General features: G+C 38.0%; 23 protein-coding genes, 1 rRNA gene and 1 pseudogene. 4 read left to right on the top strand and 21 right to left on the bottom strand.

Translation table 11 applies throughout. From position 1 onward, the window contains the following. Together BMY13_RS18670 and BMY13_RS18665 are read right to left on the bottom strand one after the other, a co-directional pair. A 16S ribosomal RNA gene (locus BMY13_RS18670) occupies nt 1-208 on the bottom strand; the annotation flags it as partial. 367 nt (nt 209-575) lie between these two features. Beyond that, nucleotides 576-794: a hypothetical protein gene (locus tag BMY13_RS18665; RefSeq protein ID WP_092494459.1), complete on the bottom strand. Its 219-nt coding sequence runs from the start codon at nt 792-794 to the stop codon at nt 576-578. Between the two features lie 323 nt (nt 795-1,117). On the opposite strand from BMY13_RS18665, the gene pdaB reads away from it, so the two are divergent. Next, nucleotides 1,118-1,876, top strand: coding sequence for a polysaccharide deacetylase family sporulation protein PdaB (gene pdaB / locus BMY13_RS18660; RefSeq protein ID WP_092506431.1), 759 nt, complete (start codon nt 1,118-1,120; stop codon nt 1,874-1,876). A 211-nt stretch (nt 1,877-2,087) separates the two neighbouring features. On the opposite strand, the gene BMY13_RS18655 is transcribed toward pdaB, so the two are convergent. Continuing rightward, entirely contained in the window at nt 2,088-2,726 is a 639-nt protein-coding gene (locus BMY13_RS18655; protein WP_092506429.1) for a KinB-signaling pathway activation protein, read from the bottom strand. A 130-nt stretch (nt 2,727-2,856) separates the two neighbouring features. On the opposite strand from BMY13_RS18655, the gene gerD reads away from it, so the two are divergent. Next, nucleotides 2,857-3,531 (top strand): spore germination lipoprotein GerD, encoded by a 675-nt coding sequence (gerD, locus tag BMY13_RS18650; protein ID WP_092506427.1) that lies wholly within the window; start codon nt 2,857-2,859, stop codon nt 3,529-3,531. A 45-nt stretch (nt 3,532-3,576) separates the two neighbouring features. Here gerD and BMY13_RS18645 read toward each other — a convergent pair whose 3' ends face one another. Together BMY13_RS18645 and cwlD are read right to left on the bottom strand one after the other, a co-directional pair. Next, on the bottom strand, nt 3,577-4,635 hold the full coding sequence (locus BMY13_RS18645; protein WP_092494463.1) for an Mrp/NBP35 family ATP-binding protein: 1,059 nt from the start codon (nt 4,633-4,635) through the stop codon (nt 3,577-3,579). Nucleotides 4,636-4,767: 132 nt separating this feature from the next. Beyond that, nucleotides 4,768-5,484 (bottom strand): N-acetylmuramoyl-L-alanine amidase CwlD, encoded by a 717-nt coding sequence (gene cwlD, locus BMY13_RS18640; RefSeq protein WP_092494464.1) that lies wholly within the window; start codon nt 5,482-5,484, stop codon nt 4,768-4,770. Nucleotides 5,485-5,628: 144 nt separating this feature from the next. Between cwlD and BMY13_RS18635 the strand changes: the two genes are divergently transcribed. Together BMY13_RS18635 and BMY13_RS18630 are read left to right on the top strand one after the other, a co-directional pair. Further along, complete coding sequence (locus BMY13_RS18635) at nt 5,629-6,045, top strand: DUF948 domain-containing protein (protein ID WP_092506425.1); 417 nt, start codon at nt 5,629-5,631, stop codon at nt 6,043-6,045. 322 nt (nt 6,046-6,367) lie between these two features. Then, nucleotides 6,368-7,095, top strand: a pseudogene (locus BMY13_RS18630) (MOSC domain-containing protein). 257 nt (nt 7,096-7,352) lie between these two features. On the opposite strand, the gene BMY13_RS18625 reads toward BMY13_RS18630, so the two are convergent. The 16 genes from BMY13_RS18625 to rpsM all read right to left on the bottom strand — a co-directional run bounded on the left by BMY13_RS18625 (nt 7,353) and on the right by rpsM (nt 22,206). Beyond that, complete coding sequence (locus BMY13_RS18625) at nt 7,353-7,688, bottom strand: DUF948 domain-containing protein (protein ID WP_092494467.1); 336 nt, start codon at nt 7,686-7,688, stop codon at nt 7,353-7,355. 430 nt (nt 7,689-8,118) lie between these two features. Further along, on the bottom strand, nt 8,119-8,577 hold the full coding sequence (locus BMY13_RS18620) for a DUF948 domain-containing protein (protein ID WP_092506423.1): 459 nt from the start codon (nt 8,575-8,577) through the stop codon (nt 8,119-8,121). Between the two features lie 54 nt (nt 8,578-8,631). Continuing rightward, entirely contained in the window at nt 8,632-9,855 is a 1,224-nt protein-coding gene (locus BMY13_RS18615; RefSeq protein WP_092506421.1) for an efflux RND transporter periplasmic adaptor subunit, read from the bottom strand. After that, nucleotides 9,852-10,526 carry a hypothetical protein gene (locus BMY13_RS18610; protein WP_092506419.1) on the bottom strand — a complete coding sequence of 225 codons (675 nt, stop codon included), beginning with the start codon at nt 10,524-10,526 and terminating at the stop codon, nt 9,852-9,854. The genes BMY13_RS18615 and BMY13_RS18610 overlap by 4 nt, the downstream gene beginning before the upstream one ends. Nucleotides 10,527-10,771: 245 nt before the next feature. Continuing rightward, nucleotides 10,772-11,944 carry a GNAT family N-acetyltransferase gene (locus BMY13_RS18605; protein ID WP_092506417.1) on the bottom strand — a complete coding sequence of 391 codons (1,173 nt, stop codon included), beginning with the start codon at nt 11,942-11,944 and terminating at the stop codon, nt 10,772-10,774. A 484-nt stretch (nt 11,945-12,428) separates the two neighbouring features. Then, on the bottom strand, nt 12,429-14,336 hold the full coding sequence (locus BMY13_RS18600; RefSeq protein WP_092506415.1) for an N-acetylmuramoyl-L-alanine amidase: 1,908 nt from the start codon (nt 14,334-14,336) through the stop codon (nt 12,429-12,431). 288 nt (nt 14,337-14,624) lie between these two features. Beyond that, nucleotides 14,625-15,017 carry a 30S ribosomal protein S9 gene (gene rpsI, locus BMY13_RS18595; protein ID WP_092494481.1) on the bottom strand — a complete coding sequence of 131 codons (393 nt, stop codon included), beginning with the start codon at nt 15,015-15,017 and terminating at the stop codon, nt 14,625-14,627. 19 nt (nt 15,018-15,036) lie between these two features. Beyond that, nucleotides 15,037-15,474 (bottom strand): 50S ribosomal protein L13, encoded by a 438-nt coding sequence (gene rplM / locus BMY13_RS18590; protein ID WP_092494482.1) that lies wholly within the window; start codon nt 15,472-15,474, stop codon nt 15,037-15,039. Nucleotides 15,475-16,044: 570 nt separating this feature from the next. After that, on the bottom strand, nt 16,045-16,800 hold the full coding sequence (truA, locus tag BMY13_RS18585; RefSeq protein WP_092506413.1) for a tRNA pseudouridine(38-40) synthase TruA: 756 nt from the start codon (nt 16,798-16,800) through the stop codon (nt 16,045-16,047). Nucleotides 16,801-16,825: 25 nt separating this feature from the next. Further along, complete coding sequence (locus tag BMY13_RS18580; protein WP_092494484.1) at nt 16,826-17,629, bottom strand: energy-coupling factor transporter transmembrane component T family protein; 804 nt, start codon at nt 17,627-17,629, stop codon at nt 16,826-16,828. Beyond that, a complete protein-coding gene (locus tag BMY13_RS18575) occupies nt 17,626-18,495 on the bottom strand; it encodes an energy-coupling factor ABC transporter ATP-binding protein (RefSeq protein WP_092506411.1) in 870 nt (289 codons plus the stop codon). Before BMY13_RS18575 ends, BMY13_RS18580 begins: the two co-directional genes overlap by 4 nt. Beyond that, nucleotides 18,471-19,310, bottom strand: a complete 840-nt coding sequence (locus tag BMY13_RS18570; RefSeq protein ID WP_092506409.1) for an energy-coupling factor ABC transporter ATP-binding protein — start codon at nt 19,308-19,310, stop codon at nt 18,471-18,473. The genes BMY13_RS18575 and BMY13_RS18570 overlap by 25 nt, the downstream gene beginning before the upstream one ends. Before the next feature lie 224 nt (nt 19,311-19,534). Beyond that, nucleotides 19,535-19,888 (bottom strand): 50S ribosomal protein L17, encoded by a 354-nt coding sequence (gene rplQ / locus BMY13_RS18565; protein WP_092506407.1) that lies wholly within the window; start codon nt 19,886-19,888, stop codon nt 19,535-19,537. A gap of 363 nt (nt 19,889-20,251) precedes the next feature. Next, entirely contained in the window at nt 20,252-21,196 is a 945-nt protein-coding gene (locus tag BMY13_RS18560; protein ID WP_092494488.1) for a DNA-directed RNA polymerase subunit alpha, read from the bottom strand. A 232-nt stretch (nt 21,197-21,428) separates the two neighbouring features. Further along, nucleotides 21,429-21,818, bottom strand: a complete 390-nt coding sequence (gene rpsK, locus BMY13_RS18555; RefSeq protein ID WP_092494489.1) for a 30S ribosomal protein S11 — start codon at nt 21,816-21,818, stop codon at nt 21,429-21,431. A 22-nt stretch (nt 21,819-21,840) separates the two neighbouring features. After that, on the bottom strand, nt 21,841-22,206 hold the full coding sequence (gene rpsM / locus BMY13_RS18550) for a 30S ribosomal protein S13 (RefSeq protein ID WP_092494490.1): 366 nt from the start codon (nt 22,204-22,206) through the stop codon (nt 21,841-21,843). Nucleotides 22,207-22,220 lie beyond the last annotated feature (14 nt).

Raw genomic sequence — 22,220 nt, 5'->3', positions numbered from 1 at the left:
ATGTGCTGAAAAATGTTATCCGGTATTAGCCCCGGTTTCCCGGGGTTATCCCAGTCTTACAGGTAGGTTGCCCACGTGTTACTCACCCGTCCGCCGCTCGTTCCACAAACTTCACCCCGAAGGGATCCGTCTGCTTCCCGCGCTCGACTTGCATGTATTAGGCACGCCGCCAGCGTTCGTCCTGAGCCAAGATCAAACTCTCCATAAAAGTTAGTTTGAATATGATTGACACCAATCAATCATCTATTGTCTTAGCTTTAAAAATTGAAATCAGGGTTTAAAAGTTTAACTTTTAACCTGTTTTCTTGACATACTGGTTGTTTTGTTCAGTTTTCAAAGATCAATTTTTCCGTTTGTCGTTTTTTTGCGACAAGATATAATTTATCATGGCTGCAGATGATTGTCAATAACTTTTTTCAATGACTTTTTTGTCTGCATAATTTGTTGTTTTCTTAACTGACAACAAAAAATAATATAGCATAATATGTTGATAAGTTCAATAGAAAAACCAAAAAACCATAAATTAAATTAAATGATTTTTTGGATGACTTAATTCCTGATTAGAAATAAAGGTATCAATTACCAGTCCGTTTGGGGATATATTTCATGCATTCCTGTTCATTAGCTACACGGCGGAACACGTTAAACAAGACCTTATACCTCTCCCTCATTGCATGTTTAACCATATTATCTATTCGGTGGTCCTCTAAATCCATCAATAATTCTTCTAACTCTCGTTTTACCAGATATTCTATTTCTTTTTGCTCTCCATCATTAATTAACAAACCTAACATTATATACACCTAACCTTCTTTATCTGATCAGTAATTACTGTTTACGTCAGTATATTTCCGTGTTGAATTCTCTCTTCTCTTACTTTAATAATAGTCGTTCGTTTTTATTATCGAAATCCGTCGGTTACTATTTTTTTGAACCCAAAGCTACATACAAAAATACCCATACAAATATTATGTGTAGAATTACTATTCCCCATATTTATATATTTTCATCCCTTTTTCGCAACTTTTTTATCTTTTCCTATTACCGAGCAACAGCTTGTTCATATTACAGACTGTCATTCATAGAATAAAGTAAGGATATTGGGAGGATTGATATTATGGAACATTTTTATGTTGTACGATTTAATAAATGGAAACGCTGGTTAATTGTTTTTATCTTTGCTTTATTTACTGCTACATTTTTATGGTTTGAAAGTGAAGGGGCTCTTTCTGTGTTTTCAGAGGATGAGCCGGTGGCTTTAACAAAAGGAAATGCCAGTGAGTCTAATATTGCATTAACCTTTAATATCAGTTGGGGTGAGGACAAAGTCCATGCTATCTTAAAGCAGTTAGACCAAAAACAAGTACAAGCAACCTTCTTTGTAAGCGGGGAATGGGCAGAACGTCATCCTGAAATATTAGAGAAGATAACTGAAGCAGAGCACGAAGTAGGAATGCTTGGATACCGTTATGAAAATTATTTGGATCAGGAAATCGATCAAGTACGCGATGATCTATTACATGCAAAAGAAGTATTTGGGAAAATTGGCTATAAGGACATAGAAATGTTACGTCCACCAAGTGGAAAGTTTAACAAGGAAATCATTGAACTTGCTGAACAATTAGGTTTTACAGTAATACATTGGAATGTTAACCCTAGTGACTGGAAAAATCCGGGCACCAAAAAAATTGAGAACACCGTAATGAAACAAACATCAAATGGCGATATCATATTGATGCATGCATCAGATTCCGTTAAGCAGACGGCTGATTCGCTAAAAACAATTTTACCTGGATTGAAGAATAAGGGCTTCCAGTTTGTCACTATATCTGAACTGGTTAACCAAGCACATGCAAAATCAAAAATTGTGGAATAAAGACAAAGTGCAGGTATCTGCACGGGGTGGGCTGAAGTTAACGCGAAAAGGATAAACAAGAGCATAATCTGCTAATGCCGAACTATTATCGTAGACGCATGGCTGGAACTAAACGTTGCTGATTTGGAAGTTCAATTATTCATAAAAAATTATAAATAAGCTAAACTTAAAAGCCCTAATATGTCTTTGGCATATTAGGGCAAAATAAACGTTATGCTTTATTCGAACTAATCTTTGAGTTAATTTTTTCTTTACCTATTGAATCACTATTGGTTATTCGATGTAATACAAGTAATTGATATGTATTACAAGCAAGTAATGTAACAATCATTAGCCATGCATAATCAGTTCCACTTGTACGCAGGCCAGGAACCCATTCGATAGCTGTCATAACGACCATTAAGAATAATGCCGGAATAAAAGCTCGCTGGTTCGTCTCACGTGCTTTTATTTTAGCTATAATCCATCCATACCCGAGTATTGCTGCCGCCATTATGATAAACCAAAATAACGAAACATCGCCACCAACTGCATTATATGGAAAATAAATTAAATCAAATACAACAAACGCAATTAGTAATACCTGAACGGTCGGCCAGAATGTTCGAAACAGGCTTAGGCCAAATTGATTGATGAATAAATAAACAAAAAAACCGGTCTGACTTATGATGCTAAATAGTAACCCTAATCCTGTGAAATAGATAATTAACCCAGTTAACTCTATAAAATCAAATGGATTCAAAAAATCGGTATATAATGAGGCCTTCACAAAAAAGCTAGTGAATAGCCCTATAATTCCACCTATCAGTAATGTCTTTAAAAATAATCCTACCCACTTACGACTATTCAATCCTATTTCCTCCTACAACTATGTTCAGCATCCAGTCATATTTTATCATGAACGATGTCTTTTTTCCTCCATGAAGAATATTTTTTTGTTTCATAACTCATATTAAATATGAGAGGAAGGAGGATCATAAATGTTTCGTATGATTTTAACTTCAATGATTATTTTATCCATCATATTTATTTCCGCATGTAATGGAGGAGGAGCTTCTGGAAAAGAAGCTGATTATGATGCTACGAAAAAAATGGTGGTTGATATATTACAGACAGAAGATGGAAAGAAAGCACTTAGGGAAATATTAGCTGATGAAAAATTAAAGCAACAACTTGTGATTGAATCTGAAGTTGTTAAAAAATCGATAAATGAAGTACTTGTTTCCGAAAAAGGAAAAGAAATGTGGAAAAAACTATTTGAAGACCCTGAATTTGTTAAAAGTTATGCAAAATCAATGTCTGAGGAACAAAAAAAGCTAATGAAGAATTTAATGAACGATTCAGAATACCAGAAACAAATGCTTGAACTTATGCAAAATCCTCAGATTAGCGAACAAATGCTAAGTGTCATGAAAGGTCAAGAGTTCCGCAAGCATTTAGAAGAGACCGTTCAACAAACCTTGCAAACACCACTTTTCCAAGCAAAAATATCCGAAATATTACTAAAAGCAGCAGAAGAGAAAAGTAAGCAGGAAAGCGGCCAGCAATCAGGTGGAGAAGGCGGCGGTTCCGGTGGTGGCTCTGGAGGATCAGGTGGAGGTGGTTCTGGCGGTGGTTCTGGCGGCTCAGGTGGAGGTTCCGGTGGATCCAGTTAATATTTAATCATCTAAAAAGAGGTGACACACGCCACCTCTAATTTTTTATTCTTCTATTTTTGCTACGATTTTTGAAGCAATCTTGTGATATTCTTTTCCAATTGGATGATCCTGCTGATATACAGATGGAGCAAACTCATCCTCTTCTTCATATGGCTGTTGTAAAGGTAATTGACCAAGTACTTGCGTTTGTAAAACCTCGGCAAGCTTTTTACCGCCACCTTTACCAAATACATATTCTTTTTCACCTGTTTTTTTACTTTCAAAATAGGCCATGTTCTCCACAACGCCTAAGATTTCATGATCTGTTTTCAATGCCATTTGACCAGCGCGCGCTGCCACAAATGCTGCAGTTGGATGTGGTGTTGAGACGATTAGCTCTTTACACGTTGGAAGCAATTCATGGACATCCATTGCAATATCACCGGTTCCTGGTGGTAAATCAAGTAGTAAGTAGTCTAAATCGCCCCACTCTACTTCTTTAAAAAAGCTGTTAAGCATTTTACCAAGCATTGGTCCACGCCAAATGATTGGAGAGTTGTCCTCCACAAAGAAGCCCATGGAAATAACCTGAACTCCAAACCGCTCAACCGGAATTATTTTTTCGGCACGAACTGCAGGTCTTTCTTCAATTCCCATCATATCTGGAACACTAAAGCCATATATGTCTGCATCGATAATACCTACTTTTTTACCTAGGCGCATTAAGGACATAGCTAAGTTAACTGTAACAGTCGATTTACCTACACCGCCTTTACCACTAGCAACAGCGATAAAGTTAGGTTGTTTACCTCCGCCCATTAATGTTTTTTCCTGTTCTGCTTCAGCAGCAGGCTGGAACTTTTCAATGGTTTCGTCAGGCAACTGTTCAAAACGTAAACCGACTGTTGTTGCTCCATTCTTTTTCAGAATGCCAACAATCTCTTGCTGTAGCTGCATCTGTTCACCAGTATTCGTCTTTCCAATACCGATTTTCACACTGACATGCTTCTTTTCTTCTTTAATTGTAATTTCTTTCACACCGTCTGTTTCTTCAAGCGTTCTATGTAAAAATGGATCCTTAACAGGGTGAAGTAGTTCCTTTACTTCTTCTTGTGATAACACGTTAGTCACCATCCCTTTCCTAGAGTCGTTATATATACAAAATAATATCATTTTATTTGCACACAACGCTAGTATAACACAAATCACGTAAAATCTAAGTGATATGTATCATAGGATGTTTTGTATAATTCGTTACTTTTTTTCAGGTTCTTCTGTAACATAACGGAGAATCCCCTCATAAATACTCCCGGCAATTTTCCGTTGGTAGGAATCTTTCTTCAGATGTTCGCGCTCATGCTCGTTTGATAAAAATCCAATCTCAACAAGTGAACCAGGCACTTCAGCATATTTTAAAAGATATACACCATTTATTGGCAACGGCTTCCGTGTAGTATTCTCCAAATTTCGAATAATTTCAGATTGAATCATTGTGGCTAAATGCTTACTCTTATCATATTTTGAGTAGTAAAATGTCTGTGCTCCACTCCATTTATTGGATGGCAATGCATTTAAATGAAGCGTAACAAAAAAGTCAGCATCTTTATCGTGTATAAACTTAAGGCGCTTTCTTATATCTTCTGCTTTTCGCCTCGACAATCCTTTTGTATCATCGTTCGCCAGATCTTTATCTTTTTCTCGCGTTAAATAAACAAGAGCACCTGATTGTTGCAGGAAGTCCTGTGTTTTTTTGGCAACAGCAAGCGCAATATCTTTTTCCAATGTCTCGTCCTTTCCAACCGCTCCACCATCTACACCACCATGACCTGGGTCGATAACTATTGTTTTACCCGAAAGAGGTAATGACCATGTTTCCCAAGTGGTTTCCGTTTTTTGAATTGGATATTGAATAAGAAAGGCCAAAATGACAAAACCTACTCCCCAGGTAAACACCTTCCCAAATCGTCCCATAACATTCGCTCCTTATTTATTCTACTTCAACTATTGTATGGGACAAGATTGTTGATTATGATTAAACATAATGGCCAGTTTAATCAAAACATAGCAGTGGTAATAAAAAAGTAGTGAATCTTGTTCTTGGAAGGAGGAAAACACATGGATTGGCTTGGAATTGGCGTACTGATTATTGGAATCGCATTTCTCGCATTCGTAATAATGTTAATTAAGCCGCTAAAAAATTTATCGGGTGTATTTTCGAGCTTGAGGTCAACAACAGATGCCCTGCCTCAGCAAGTTGCTGATATAACGTCTGGTGCAAAAGATACGCTCACCACTGGAAGGGAAACGATACAACAATTAAATAATCAAATGAGCGAATTAAGCCCAATTTTTACGATCTTAGGAGACGTTGGAGAAACAACAAATAAACTATCATCATCAATGGTTGATATCACAAAGGAAATGAAAGCAAACACCAAAGAAGGAAGCACATTTATCGAACGAAAAAACCTTGAAGGACTATATGGTGCAATAACACTAGGATATTACGCATTTCAACGAAGGAATCCCTAACAATAGCAACAGATGTGAAATGACCATCAACTTATATGCTAAGTTGATGGTCATCTTTTGGTGTAATCGTGTATTCTGGAACAATAGCCAGTGCCCGCTTGATTTTTGAATATCTATGTTAAAATAACTACAAAGATTGTGAACGATTATTTTTTAGAAAACTTGGCTTATCGTCAAGCTTTAATATAGATAAGCCTTAGTTGCGCTTATGCAGTAAGAAAGGATTTATACTTTCTTAACTGCTAAACAAAGACTAACAGACCGAGTTAAAAAGTCCTCTGTTAAGCTTATAGTGGGTTAAAAATTATTAGGAGTGAATCAAATGCTAATCGGTCATATGAAAGAAATTGTCCGTCATCCAGTAAAATCTTTTTCCGGGGAAAGTATACGAAAATCCAAAATAATGGATTATGGTTTATATGGAGACCGTGGCCATGCTTATTTAGATGAATCAAAAAAACAAAATTTCTTAACAATAACACAGTTCCCGGAAATGGTTCGATATAAAGCAAGATACATAGGAGAAGAATTGCTGGACGAATATCCGGAAGTAGAAGTCATAACACCTGAGGGCAAGATATATGATTGGGAAGATGAAGAATTAATTAAAGAAATGGAAAACAAATCGAACCGAAAGATTTCTACTATTGAATATCCCCCTTCTCACGTGCCTATTGGACCAATTGCAGTAGAAAATATTCAGCTTGTAACGGATGCTTCAATAGATAATTTGCAAGAAATATGGGGAGAAGCCGAGGTTGACTTTCGACGTTTTCGTCCTAATTTATTTATTTCATTAAAAGAAAAAAAACCGTTTATTGAAGAAGAATGGATTGGTAAAAGAATTAAAATAGGAAGTGCAGTAGAAATTGAATTAGTAGGACACTGTAAAAGGTGTATGATTATTACTGTAAATCCTGATAATGCTGAAAGAAATTCAAGTTTGATAAGACGGTTATAAAAGAACGAAAAAACAATTTTGGCGTTTATGCTTCTGTGATAAAAACAGGTGATATTCATGTGGATGATGAAGTTCATCTACTTGATTAATTTTTATTAAAAATAACATTGGAATAAACTCTTTAAGACATAATAAATACTCCCCATCAAGTTACCAAATGGGGAGCATATCGTCTAGTATAACTATTAAGTTAATTACTTTACTGAGTAAAGATTCTCAATGGATTCGATGTCCATATAGGATGGTATAAATATCACTACAAATACGATGCAAATAGTTATCACCTAAAGTGTAACCCCGACTTGAACGGAACCCGTTACAACAATAGGGGACTTTTTCTTGCCTTCTAATTCTTTTCTTCCGTTTTCTTTTTCCTCGATACATTAAAGTTCGCTAGTGGTGTTGTCAGCTTTCTCGACATCTCTCCGACATCTTCGACAATATAAAATAAAGGACTTAACGTTCTTAGCTTTTCATTAACATCAGAAAGCGTACTGTTCGTATGATTGATAAGATTCCCGGTTTCTTTAAAAATATCGTTAAGCTGATTCGGTAAATGCTCAACTGTCTTCTCAACTCCACGCAGTACGTGTGCTAAATTATTCAATGTCCATGATAAATATACAGCTAATACTAAAAAAGCAATTCCTATTAATAATACACCTATTCCAACTAAAGTCATTGTTATCCCTCATCTCATTATTTTTGACTCTTTTTATCAGTTTTGTTTCTTTTTAATCTTCGCAATTGATATAAACTGCGATGTACTGTGGAAAAATAATTGCAGTGCTATGATCTCGCTACGGTTGGTTTTGCTCACTTTATCCTGTAAATTAAACAATGCTTATTGTGACATTGCTTCTTAGCCCCCAGGGAACACTTCAGCCTCTAATTAAGAAGTCTCTACCAGTAGACGCAGAATACGTAGACTCCTATGGGAACAGCACGTTCCGAAGTCCCCCGAAAGAAGCGTTCTTGGCGTCACGAGGAGGCTGAGGTCATGCCCATGGCTAATAAGACACTACGAAAGCGATAGCTGGAGTATATGTCGGCGTTGTACCCGGAGCAGTGAAAGCGAAGTATTTTGCCGGAACGAATCGAAGCACTCAGCCTTATTTCTTTACTGGTAAATTTTCTTCTTGAGCAATTAATTCATTCTTATCATTTCGATGTTTCCACTTCTTAGCTATCCGATATGCTACTTCACCCCATCTTATGCTTTCCGCAATTCGATTCATTGATTGAGTTGATGTATATTCAGGTAGTTTTTTTGCTTGTTGAGCCAACATTTCACTTGATGAATTTAAAGAAGTACCTACATTCTCCAGCGATTTAAATACATTGTCAGTTGCCTTTATCTTATCATCAAAGTCATCGACCATTTTTTCAGTTTCGTGTAAGGTATTTCTTATTTCAGGCGTGATATATTGGAGTTTCCCTTCTACTTCTCCTAAGGTTTCACCCAGTGTTTCTATGGTGCTTGATACACGCTTTAATACGAAGGAAATATAGATAACTATTAAGGCAAATGCCAATGCAAACAATAAAACTCCTACATAGACTAATTCCATTTGGATATGTACCCTCCTTTAAAAAGGTTTACCACTAGTAGGTTGCACTAAAACTTATCTTGATAACAACCCGACAACAAAATATTTTCCCCAATTCACATTATCATATTTCCCTAAACGTTTCCATTTTATGTTATCCAGTTTCAATGGCGTAATAAAAGTTGCTGCTTCACGAAATTGTGAAGGTTCTTCTTCAGCTACCCATTCACCAGGGTTTGCTCCTTTTGTCACCTCAACTGAATCATCCATGAAAATCCCTGTTTGGACTTTTTGCTTATGCATGGTTCCTCTAGTCGTCATTTTCCACAAACTTTGATCAAAAAGATTCTCTTCAAGGACGGCTGTTGCACCAAGCGATTTATTAGTTGTAATGGCTAGATCCGCATGAAACCCTGGCAATAATTGTTCCGTTTTAGCATCCTCAGAAAAGCTTACATCAAACGGGTAGATACTTGTTCCATGAACGTTTACTGTCTTTGGCGAATCATTAATCTCATTCAAGTTCCCTTTTAGTAATGCTCCATTTTCTCTAATAGACACTTCGACAGGCATTTCCCTTTCAGCTTCCATCCGCTCCGCTTCCGTGAATTCGCCCTCTGCTTGGAGCTGCATATCACGAATGGTAACAACAGGATTACTTAAGCTTTTGGATATCTTAGTTACCTGCCCCTGATAAGAGCTTTCCACTGTAATGGTATCCCCAGTCGATTCAAGGTCCGATAACTGCGCCTGAATGTTTTGCAGTTGCGCATTCTTCTGATCAAGTTCTTTTTCCTTCTCTGCTAGATATTGTTCTTTCATATAGTTAGCAGTTACAGATTTGCTCGTAATATCAAGGTTGCTATTTTCATCCTCATATTCAGCCGTTAAATCTGTTTCTGGTATCTGATAAAAGGAAATAGAATCTATTGCTTGCTCGATAGCACTAACTTCACCGGTAAGCTTGCTTCTTTCACTTTCAAGAAAGGATCTCGTTTCGTAATAATCCTCTACTTTATATGTGAATAACCCATCACCAACATCGACTTGAGCACCCTCATCGATTAGAAACTCCAGAAAGCTCCCTCTGTCCTCATCAAAGTATACACGTTTCTTATTTACTGTGGCTAAAACACCTGGAGTTTCAATTTTTTCAAACATATCCTTTTCAAAGGTTTCCGACCATTCTTCAATATAAGATAAGCGTGCCACTTTTTCTTCATCGTCTAAATATACAAGTAAACTATTGACTGCAATAAATAGAATCACTAATGTCCAAATAAGCTTCCTGCGACTCATTCAAACCACCCACTTATCATATGAATATCCATATAAGCTAACGCAGTCACAACAGCCCAGTAGAAAATATGTAGAAAGATGACACTAAACCATATCCAGCGTTTTCTAACTGTCGCCATATAATTTAAAAACCTTACCTGAAACCAAATGATCCAAAGCTGGAAAAGTGAAATAGTTCCAAAGAAAAAGACAACCCAAGGTATATCAGTGAAATAAGATGAAATGACCCCAAATGATAGTGGTGAAACGAACCAATTCAAGCCGAAATAAACGACTAATGGTATCCAGATAACTCGCTCAATCAGTAAAACCAAAAGAACGACTTCCTGCATGATTAATAGTTTTTGATAAGGTATACCTGTTATTAAATAAAATAAATAGGATGGTACAAATAAAACCAAAAGTGCAAATAAAATTGCAAAACCAATCCTGCCAAGAATAAACCAGAATTTACTTTCCTCGTATTCTAGCGGATTAAATGCTGTCGCGTTTTCCGAGATAATATCCGACCCGATACCTAAAATAGCCATCCAAGCGTATACGACCACACTAAACAAAACGAGCAAAGAAACGATCTTCCACAGATTTTTTAGCGTTTCTGTTTTATGAACACGATAGAGATGATCATCTAGTGAAAAGAGAAACCTTAGAATGTTAACCGGATAGATCATATACGACATTCCTTTTTATAGTTCTATTATATTTCTATGTCTATCTATTTTAACGTAATATACTAAAATATCCCACTTTTTAATATTTTCTGCTTAGAAAACTTGAAATTCGTTTAAAGGGATTCTTATGAAAGTACGTATTTTGCCTTCAGAACCCCTAATACTTGTCATAGTTGTACTTATACGTAAGAAAGTATTTATACTTTCTTCTTAACTGCCAAAAGCAGGGATTAATTCCCTATTCATTAAAAGAAATCCGGAAAAAAGGTTTGTCGCTTTGGTATTATGCTATCCAGCTGCTCAATTTGTTCATAATTACCACGGACTAAACCAAGATGATACAGTTCCATTGGACGTTTATATCCTAGTAGCATAGAAGTAAGATACTGAATGGTACAATGGATTCCCTCGTGATCACCCTGATCCCCATAAAATAAATGGTTCACTGCTGTCTCACTGCCGATTTGTCTTAGTTGATAAACCCCGCTATTTTCAGGAAGAAAGGAATCTACCACATGTAATGAAAGTGATTGTTCGCCACCATCATGAAATGCATATTGTTTTAGGAATTCCAATACATCCACGATACGCGCCATAAAAAAGGGTTCCGTCTTTTGATCAAATCGTGGCTCATCGATTAAAAGATGCAGATTATCATTTTCTGGTACAACCATCTCTACTGTGTCAGCCATCGAATCATGATTTGCCATAAACTGGATCAGCAGCTTTTGAGCATTTAAAGAGTTGTATACCAGTTCATGGACGGTTACTTTTTCTTCTTTTACTTTATATATAATATAACCTTCCGCTTGATCATTTCCGTCATAAGCGATTGCTTTATGCCAATCCCCTTTAAGCACACGCTGTTCCCACCATTTTTCGTCACGGACAAGCGTACCGTTAAATTGTTTGGCGTATTCGGTATAAACCTTATGGAGAATGGATATTTCAGAATCCACACGTTGTATATATCCATCAGCTCCCCATTTACGTTTCAACTTCTCCAAGGGGATTGTGTATTTTTTTTCTGAGAAAATGTGTTCCCAACCATACTTTCGATAAAAGGAAAAAGAAAATGGATGAAGAAATGACACGACTTCACCCTGTTCTTTCATATGTTTAAGTGCATGGTGAAGCAAATTTTTCACAGAACCTTGCCTGCGGTATTCCGGCCATGTTGCAATAGAGCTGATCCCACCCATCTCAAACGCTTTGCCATTAATATAACAGGACAGTGGGATGAGGTGGAGTTTTGCTGCCAGCTGGTCATCCTCCATCCAGCCCCAAATAGTATGCCGCTTTGCTTCCTCCTGCTTTTTTAATAAAGCTTCTTCAGATAAATCATATTGAAAGGCGTATTGCGACAGCAAGAAAATCTTATCAAAGTCCTTATCAGTTAAGGTTTTAATCTTGTTCAATGATTTGTCCTCCCCTACCTATTATTCATATATTTATAATACTAGACTTTTACAGTAAGCTCTATTAAAAAATAAAAACTTTAGAAAACTTGGCATTCGTTAAAGGTTTATTTTACTTACTCAGAATCCCAGTTTACCTTGGAAAGTCTTTGATATAATTACGTGCTTTTTTAAATCATGTTAATCTTCTAGGCTATTAATAGGTTCAAGACCCTTTGTTTCTTTTTCAAATATTTCCTTAAGTCCCCCTTAGTCAATATAAGATGTATTTACAACGATTTTGCTTCTTCCCAAAGTATTAAATTTTTCATTGGATATAATTCATGTTTTCTAAATCTATTTTTCCATCAACTAAATGTCCAGTATTAATGAAAGGAATATCATCATGTTATTAATTCAATATTAAAAAACGCCTACATCCCTGAGGGTATAGGCGCTTAACATAAAAGCATCAACACATATTCTAGTTACTGAACCCTTCTAGTTAAGGATTCACGACTTCAACATCACTTTTTTTAACAAATCCAAGCCGGTGATTAAAGGAAATTTGATAATATTCTTCTTCACCTATCACCACTTGGTTCGTTTTCGGATCGTTAAAATACTTTGCATGGTAATAAGTTGATTGAAACGGTCCTGTGGCTATATAGAATTGTCCTTCAGAAATTTGGTATAGTGTTTCAGTGTTTCCTTGTGCCCACTCTTCTATTCCTGTTTCGTCATAGGCAGCGACTTCAGGATAAGCAGCCCCATAAACAGGAATTGACCCCATTCCTTCCTTAGGTTTAATTACAATTCCATTCCCTGGAGAAACGTTTTTATTGTTTGGATTAAAAAACCACGCCTTCTGACCACCGTAATAAACTGCGGTCCAATCTCCCTCTTCGTCAACTTTATAATAATTTTGCCCAATAGCAGCCTTGTTCCCCCAATCATTAATACGGTTGGTTCCACTATTGCTAAGAAGTGGATCAGTGATTAGCGGAGCCTCAAAACTAGGTTCAGTGTATAGATGTATAAAACTCGATGATTGAGGCTCCAGTACTTCTGAGCCGTATGTGAATGTCGGCTTATTTGTATTGTAATTAGGATTTATCGTTATAATGTCGCTGTCTTTGTTGCCATTACTTGGGTTAACTGGTTCTCCCAAAAGATTAAAGAAGTGCGACCAATTCCAATAAGCACCTGGGTCCCAGTGCATTGTTCCCTGTCTGGCTTGAGTTAATCCCGGAACTTCGTCATGCCCAATTATATGCTGGCGATTAAGTGGAATGTCATATTTTTCTGCCAAATATTTCACCAATTTTGCAGATGAGCGATACATTTGCTCACTATACCAATCTGTCCCTTCAACCGCAAATCCTTCAAGCTCCAAGCCAATGGAGTGCGCATTAAAATACCAATTACCTGCATGCCAACCTGCATCTTCATTTCTCAACATCTGTGTAATGGCCCCTGTTTCTGAGTCAAGAACATAATGAGCGCTTACGTAAGATCTGTTTCGAAAGTGGTTAATCGCTGATTCGGCAGTGCCTTCAATATCATGAATGATTATATATCGGATATCTAGACCATCATCAGGACGATTCGCGATATCATAGTTCCCATAACTACCAGGACTACTAGAGAATTGCTCATAAAGTGCAGGAATAAATGTACATTCTAGACCGTTTGGACAATCAGCACCTGTCTTTTTGGCATTTCGTAGCGGAATATTTTTTGCAGTGTCTTTATTTGGCTCAACATTTTTCGCCTTTAATTTTACTTCATGTCCATTAATTGTTACTCTCTCTGCCCCCTCTTGAAGCGTGTTATAAACATCATCTGCAAACCCTTGAGCAACAGTTTTAATATCAGAACCACTGTATTTTACAACTGCTCCATACCAATCAGATAGATCAGATGGGGTTTCTCCGACTGTTTCCTTTGCATACATTGCAAGAAGGGCTGCTCCCCCACGAATATTTTGTTCGGGATCATTTTTTAATACTTCCAAATCCACATTGAGCAATTGAGCTGCTTTGTCCAGTGTGTTAACGGAATCATTATCGTCTGTAGAGGCTTCAATTTGTTCCTCATTCTTACCGCTGGCATCTTGATTCCCATCAATATGCACCAGGTTCATAAGACTGTAGCCACCTACTTCACTATGACCTTCATGATGATCCCATCGCGATTGATTATATGATACTGCCATCAAAACACTTTGCGGAACTCCAAATTCCTTAGCTGCCTTTTCGAACACTTCCTGTAGATCAACTGAATCTACTGTAGCCGCAACAGTTTCTCTTTCTTCATCAAGGTTAAAGAAACCTAATGAAACGAACAATAAGCTAAGTCCCAATACAATAGCGAAAGATAATTTTAAAAATATTCTGGATTCAAAGGTCATTATAATCCCTCCTCTTTTTTATTTAATATAAGTTTCTATTAAACATTAAGATAATCCTTCTAAACAATAGGAAAATAAACAAATTTGCCTATGAAATCACACATTAACTGCGATGAAATAGGGTTAAAGTACTTTCCGTGTAATAAAATAGGAGTTTTATTATAAGTGCCCTGTCACTCCTCGAATTATGAGCAAAGTTATTCGAGCTGTTATTTTTTAGGCAAACAACTTTACACATAAAAAAGACCCCCAACCAATAATGGTTGAGAGCCTTTGAATGTAGATATATTAACGTTTTGAGAATTGTGGTGCACGACGAGCGCCTTTAAGACCGTATTTCTTACGTTCTGTTTCACGTGCGTCACGTGTTAGGTATCCTTCGCGTTTTAGAGAACCGCGGTATTCAGGATCTGCTTTAAGAAGCGCACGAGCGACACCGTGGCGGATAGCACCAGCTTGGCCAGTAAATCCTCCACCATGCACGTTTACTAAAACATCATAAGTTCCTTGAGTTTCAGTAGTTGCAAGTGGTTGATTTAAAATTAATAGTTGCGTTTCATATGGAAAGTAGTCTTGTGCATCACGGTCATTTATAACTACACGGCCAGTTCCTGGAACTAGACGTACACGTGCAGTTGATCTTTTACGACGACCAGTGCCGTAGTATTGTACTTGTGCCAATTGATTAACCTCCTTTTAATTATCCACGAAGCTCGTAAACTTCTGGTTTTTGTGCTTGATGATTGTGTTCAGAACCTCTGAATACGTGCAATTTCTTACCCATTTTACGGCCTAAAGGACCTTTTGGAAGCATACCTTTTATAGCAAGCTCTATCATTTGTTCAGGGTAATTTGTACGCATTTCATTTGCATTACGTTCTTTTATTCCACCTGGGTGGCCTGTATGACGATAGTACATTTTGTCATTTAATTTATTACCTGATAGTTCTATTTTTTCAGCGTTAATAACAATTACATTATCACCTGTATCAGCGTGTGGTGTGTAAGTTGGTTTATGCTTCCCGCGAAGGATAGCAGCAACCTCACTTGCCAAGCGGCCTAAACGTAGACCTTCAGCATCCACAACTAGCCATTTACGTTCAATGTTATTTTCATTCGCCATGAAAGTTGTGCGCATGATGGTTTCCCTCCATATTTCAATAATTCGTTTCAGTTGTTATTCCTATATTTTCAACACAATTAGATTCCGGGGCTAATCGCGGTTTTAGAAATAAAATGCCAATAATCATCATATACCATCACTAATGTGTTTGTCAAGCTTTAGAGGGATTTTTTAAAAGGAGCTCTGTTCGTGAATTATGTTGCTCTTTGTCTATTGTGACACAGGCAAAGGGGAACCGATAAATCTGCGGTGCGGATCCTCGTTCCGTTAAATAGGGAAAAATCCGTCCCAAATGGGATGAGATGAATCCTCGTTCCGTTAATTGCTCAAAAAACAAGAAACTTGAGGGTGTAATGTACAAATAGCGGAAAGAGGATTACATAACGTGCTTCAAACATCCGATTTACAGGAAATTACGGAATGAGGATCCGCCAAATCTGCAAAACTGACTCCGGTTCCGCTAAATGTACTTAGGCAATATCGTCGGATGAGGACTTTGTGAAGAGTACTTAGTTCAACAAGGTTAGTAAATGATTGCATAAAAAAAAGCTCTAATTAAATCTGACCGTTTTTTGCTTGTTAAGTTTACTGGTGAGGCTCCTCATACTTTACCTGCCATAAATATAATCCCTGTGCTGGTACGGTTTCGCCGAGTAGTCGCCGGTCTTTTTTTTCCAATAAATCAGTGATATCAGTTGGCTCGCGCCTTCCCTGTCCAATATCCAGCAGGGCTCCGATGATAATCCTTACCATATTGTATAAAAAGCCGCTTCCACGAAAAATAAATTCAATCTGACTTCCCTCTTTGTGGCAAGTTACTTCGTACATATGGCGCACCTTACTACCTTTTATTGTTGCTTTTGCTGATGAAAATGTAGTGAAATCATGGGTTCCTTCAAAATAGCGGCATGCATATTGCATCGCTTGAATATCGAGAGAATACGGAAATTGATACATATAATTTTGCTTGAAAACATCTTTTTCTCGTTCATTCCAGACATAATACCGATACTCTTTCTCCGCAACATCATAGCGGGCATGAAACGATTCTGGAACTACCTCGACTTTATACACGTTTAAATCGACGGGGAGAAGGGTGTTAAGCGCCTGTTTCCAATTTTGAGGAGGCAGAGTGAATGGTGTTTCAAAATGAATTGTCTGCCCCTTCGCATGCACTCCTGTATCTGTGCGGCCAGAGGCATGCACCCGGATATGCTCCCCTTTATGAATCTTTGTTAATGCCTTTTCTAGTTCTCCTTGAACGGTACGTGTTCTTGGCTGGATTTGAAAGCCTGAAAAGTTCGTACCATCATAGCTAATAACACATTTGATTTTTTCCATGCTTCCTCCAACCCTTTCTTGCTTTCTAACTCCAGTTTCTCGTGAAAAATAGACTGGCAACTACAAATACGAATAATATATAAATAAATATATCGCGATTTTCGATTTTTAGCTCCCGCAGTTTCGTTCGGCCTTCGCCTCCCTGATACCCCCGAGCCTCCATAGCCATTGCAAGGTCTTCAGCACGCTTGAATGCACTAACGAATAGCGGAACCAATAAGGGAACAACTGCTTTCACTCGTTCTTTAAGCGGACCGGTCCGAAAATCCACACCTCGTGATGCTTGTGCTCTTGATATTTTCTCTGTTTCCTGCATGAGCGTCGGAATAAATCGTAGCGAAATAGACATCATAAGTGCAAGCTCATGGACAGGGAACTTCATTTTTTTCAGAGGATGTAGTATATTCTCGATTGCGTCTGTGATTTCAATCGGTGTTGTTGTTAAGGTCAAGAGTGATGTTACCAGAATAAGCAGGAAAAACCGCATTGAAATAGCAAAACCTTGAATAAGTGCACCAGAATAAATTTTAAAACCTAAGAATTCTATTAGTACTGATCCTTCTTTTGTAACGATTAGATGCAATAGGAAAGTAAACACAATTAGGAACCACACAGGCGTTAACCCTTTGATAATATAGTACATTGGAATTCGTGTCGTAAACATGCTCGCTAGCGCAAAAGCAGTCAGAACACCATAACTTAAAACAGAGTTTGCAAAGAATACGATGAACACGAAGAAGAAAATAATAATTATCTTTGTTCGTGGGTCCAACCGATGAATGACGGATTTTCCAGGAACGTATTGTCCAATGATTAATGAATTACTCATGATGATTCAGCTCCCTCCAAAAATTGCTGAATTTCACTTGCAATTTCTTCAATTGATTGCCGTCTATACGGAATTCTTTTCCCGAACTTTTCCTCGAAAGCATTCAAAAATTGAACTATATCCGGGACTTCGAGTTGAACCTTTTCAAGGGCTTTTTTCTGTATGAATACTTCTTCTGGCTTCCCCTCCATATATTTAGTGCCATTATTTAATATAATTACATGATCAGCATATTTAACTGCGTCTTCCATGCTATGAGTTACAAGAATTGTAGTTAGGCCTTGTCTACTATGCATTTCATAGAACATGTTCATCATTTCTTTTTGCCCTCGTGGATCAAGTCCGGCAGTAGGCTCATCCAATACGAGAACCTCAGGTTTAATGGCAAGTACTCCCGCAATGGCTACCCTGCGCATTTGTCCACCACTTAACTCGAATGGTGACCGTTTTAATAATTCTTCAGGTATTCCTACATCAGGTGTTATCTCTCGAATCCGTTTTTGTATTTCATCTTTCGGAACATCAAAATTTTCTGGGCCGAAAGCTATATCTTTTTCAACAGTTTCTTCAAATAATTGGTGTTCCGGATATTGAAATACAACGCCAACTCGACTGCGTAATTCTTTCATGTTTTTAACTTTTGCATCTTTTGTTAAATAAAAATCACCGATTGTAACATCACCAGAACTGGGACGAACCAAACCATTCAGATGCTGAATAAGTGTTGATTTACCAGAGCCAGTGTGACCAATTATCGCTACAAATGAACCCGACGGAATATCAAAAGATAAATCTTCAATTGCTTTATGTTCAAAGGGTGTACCCTTTTGGTAGATATAGTTTACGTTCTTGAATGTGATATCCATAAATCCTCCAGAAGTTCTCTTTGATTTAAGGGTTCATTTGTAATCGATACCCCAGCTTTTAATAACGCATCAGATAAAATTGCAATAAATGGAACATCTAAGCCAATTTTCCGCAGTTCAGCCCTTTTTGCAAATATTTCCCGTGGTGCAGCCTCATCCCAGATTTCACCTTCATTCATCACAATTACACGCTCAGCTCTTACTACTTCCTGAAGATCGTGGGTAATCGTGATCAATGAAAGTTGATGTTTCTCCTGGACACTAGTTATTGTTTCCATAATTTCGGTTCGACCTTTTGGATCTAGCATAGCTGTTGCTTCATCCAATATTAGAACTTGTGGGAAAATCGCTAAGACACTTGCAATTGCTACTCGCTGCTTTTGACCTCCCGAAAGTTTATGTGGCTCGATCATAAGGTAATCCAGCATACCGACAGCAGATAAAGTATCATCAATCCGTTTAACCATTTCAGCACGAGGTATCCCACGATTTTCCATACCAAATGCAACGTCATCCTGTACAGTTGTTCCAACAAATTGGTTATCGGGATTTTGGAAAACCATGCCAACATCTTTCCGGATTTCCCAGATTGACTCTTGTGTAACTTGCTGGCCGTTAATAAAAATTGCTCCCTCTTCCGGGAAAAGTAAACCATTCATTAACTTAGCAATAGTTGATTTACCTGAACCATTATGACCTATAATCGCTACTTCTTCGTTTTCATAGATTTCGAACGAACAATCTTTCAGCACCCAAGGCATTTCTTCAGTGTACCTGAATGACACGTTTCTAAATTCTATTAACTTACTTTTCATAGCAATAATACCTCCTGCTCTGCTCAATGCCCTGGGTGTAGCGTGAGTTTATATTGGTGTTCCGGTTGATGTTTTGGGCTCTTCTGTCGATGTTCACCGCTCTTCTGTTGATGTTTCCATCTTTAAGCTACTGAACAGTCATCTGAGCCTTTTGCATACAAAAAAAGGGCCTGGATTCACCTCATGGAAGAGATTCTGTCCTGCCCCTTAAGCGCACGAATTCATTAAACTAGTTCAATGATTGCCATTTTTGCTCCGTCACCTTGACGAGCACCTAGCTTAAGAACACGTGTATATCCGCCTTGTCTGTCTTCGTAGCGTGCAGCGACGTCATCGAAGAGTTTTTGCATAACACTTTCGTTTTCATTCGCTTCTTGATTATATAGGAAAGCTGCTGCTTGACGACGCGCGTGAAGATCACCGCGTTTCCCAAGTGTAATCATTTTCTCTACTGTTGACTTTAACTCTTTCGCTTTTGCTTCTGTTGTTTCAACCCGTTCGTGAATAATCAAATCAGATGCAAGGTTGCGAAGTAGTGCCATACGAGCGTCTGTTGTGCGACCTAATTTTCTAGCCATGGACTATCCCTCCCTTATACTGTTACGTAGATATTATTACTTCTAGTAACCTTGATTATTGAACATCTGCGCAGGGCCACGTCCAGCTTCGACGCACAGGACGTGCTAGTGTTGATGAAGTCACAGGACGTGACGTTTTCATCGACCAACGCGCCTGACGACTACTGAACTCCTCTCTGTACTTCAATAAGTCAATCACAAAAGAAAACCACTTTTGGATTTCCTTTATCTCGAACAGAAAATTGTTCGATTTAATCCGCCGCTTGAGCGGCAATATCGAATCACCCGTGTTGTACGGGGAAGTTCATTCGCCGTTGAGCAGGCACTTCCGCTTTTGTTCTATTCTAAAGGTGTCTGTATCGATCAGTCATCATCACGTAAGCCTAAGCCTAAATCCTCTAGTTTCACTTTTACTTCTTCTAGTGATTTGCGACCTAAGTTACGCACCTTCATCATATCTTCTTCAGATTTATTTGAAAGCTCTTGAACTGTATTAATTCCAGCACGTTTCAAGCAATTATAGGATCTGACAGATAAATCGAGTTCTTCGATTGTCATTTCCATAACTTTTTCTTTTTGATCTTCTTCTTTTTCGACCATGATTTCTGCATTTTGTGCTTCATCTGTCAACCCTACGAAAATATTTAGATGCTCTGTGAAGACTTTTGCACCTAAAGAAACTGCTTCTTCAGGACGAATGCTTCCGTCTGTCCATACATCCATTGTTAATTTATCGTAGTTTGCAACTTGCCCCACACGGGTATTTTCGACTTGATATGTTACACGTGATACTGGTGTAAAGATTGAATCAACCGGAATTACGCCGATTGGTCGCTCATCATGATTGTTTGCATCAGCTGGACGATAGCCGCGGCCACGTTCTGCCGTAATCTTCATATGCAATTTACCTTTACCGTTAATTGTAGCAAGTGGTAAGTCAGGATTTAATACCTCTACATCACTATCATATGTCAGATCTGCAGCCGTAACTTTTCCTTCTCCCTGCACATCAATCTCTAAGGTTTTCTCTTCTTCAGAGTAAATCTTTAGAGCAAGCTTTTTCAAGTTCAAAATAATTGTTGTTACGTCCTCAACAACGCCTTCGATTGTTGAAAACTCATGATGCGCTCCATCCATCTGAACTGATGTAACAGCAGCACCCGGAAGTGAGGATAATAGGATACGACGCAAGGAGTTTCCTAGAGTGGCACCATATCCACGTTCAAGCGGTTCGACGACGAACTTTCCAAATTTAGCATCATCGCTGATCTCTACCGTTTCTATTATTGGTTTTTCAATTTCGATCATTCAATAAAACCCTCCTTTAAAACGTCGAAACCCCGGTTAGACTTTTCGTGTCTAACCGAAATTCCTCAAATAGGCAGTTGGCGTTTCTGCGCTATTAAAATTTCATTCGTACTCTCTTGTCTCTGTCATGTTGTATAGTAAAGTCTGTTCAAAAAGGAAATTTCCCTTAAGCTTTATACTTTTAGCTATCATAACCCATTATAGACAGGGTGACAAATTCTATACAGTACAATTATACACGACGACGTTTTGGTGGGCGGCAACCATTGTGAGGTACTGGGGTTACGTCACGGATAGCCGTAACTTCCAAACCTGCTGCCTGTAGTGAACGAATTGCTGCTTCACGTCCAGCACCAGGGCCTTTAACAGTTACTTCTAATGTTTTCATACCGTTATCAACTGCAGTTTTAGCTGCGGTTTCAGCAGCCATTTGTGCAGCAAATGGTGTAGATTTACGAGAGCCTTTAAATCCTAGTGCGCCGGATGAGCTCCAGCCAATAGAATTACCTTGGACATCCGTAATCGTAACTATTGTGTTGTTAAACGTAGAACGAATGTGTGCTACACCCGTATCAATATTTTTTTTCACACGACGCTTACGTGTATTTGTTTTACGTGCCATTGATTAGCTTACCTCCTTTACCTTACTTTTTCTTGTTTGCCATTGTACGACGTGGACCTTTACGAGTACGTGAATTGTTTTTCGTTTTTTGACCACGTACTGGCAATCCACGACGATGTCTGATTCCTCTATAAGAACCAATTTCGATTAGGCGTTTAATGTTGAGGGATAATTCACGACGAAGGTCACCTTCAACTGTAAATTCGTTAATTGCTTTACGAATATTACCTAATTCATCTTCTGTCAAATCGCGTACACGAGTATTTTCTGAAACGCCTGCTTCTTTAAGGACTTCCTGTGCAGTATTTTTTCCAACACCGTAAATATAGGTTAATGAAATAACTACACGTTTATCACGCGGAATATCTATACCTGCAATACGTGCCATAGCTCAATGCACCT

This window comes from Virgibacillus subterraneus, from assembly GCF_900110695.1.
Taxonomy (GTDB): Bacteria; Bacillota; Bacilli; order Bacillales; family Amphibacillaceae; genus Lentibacillus; species Lentibacillus subterraneus.
Note: the sequence above shows the minus strand (reverse complement) of the source record. Positions and strands in the feature narration are given on the sequence as shown.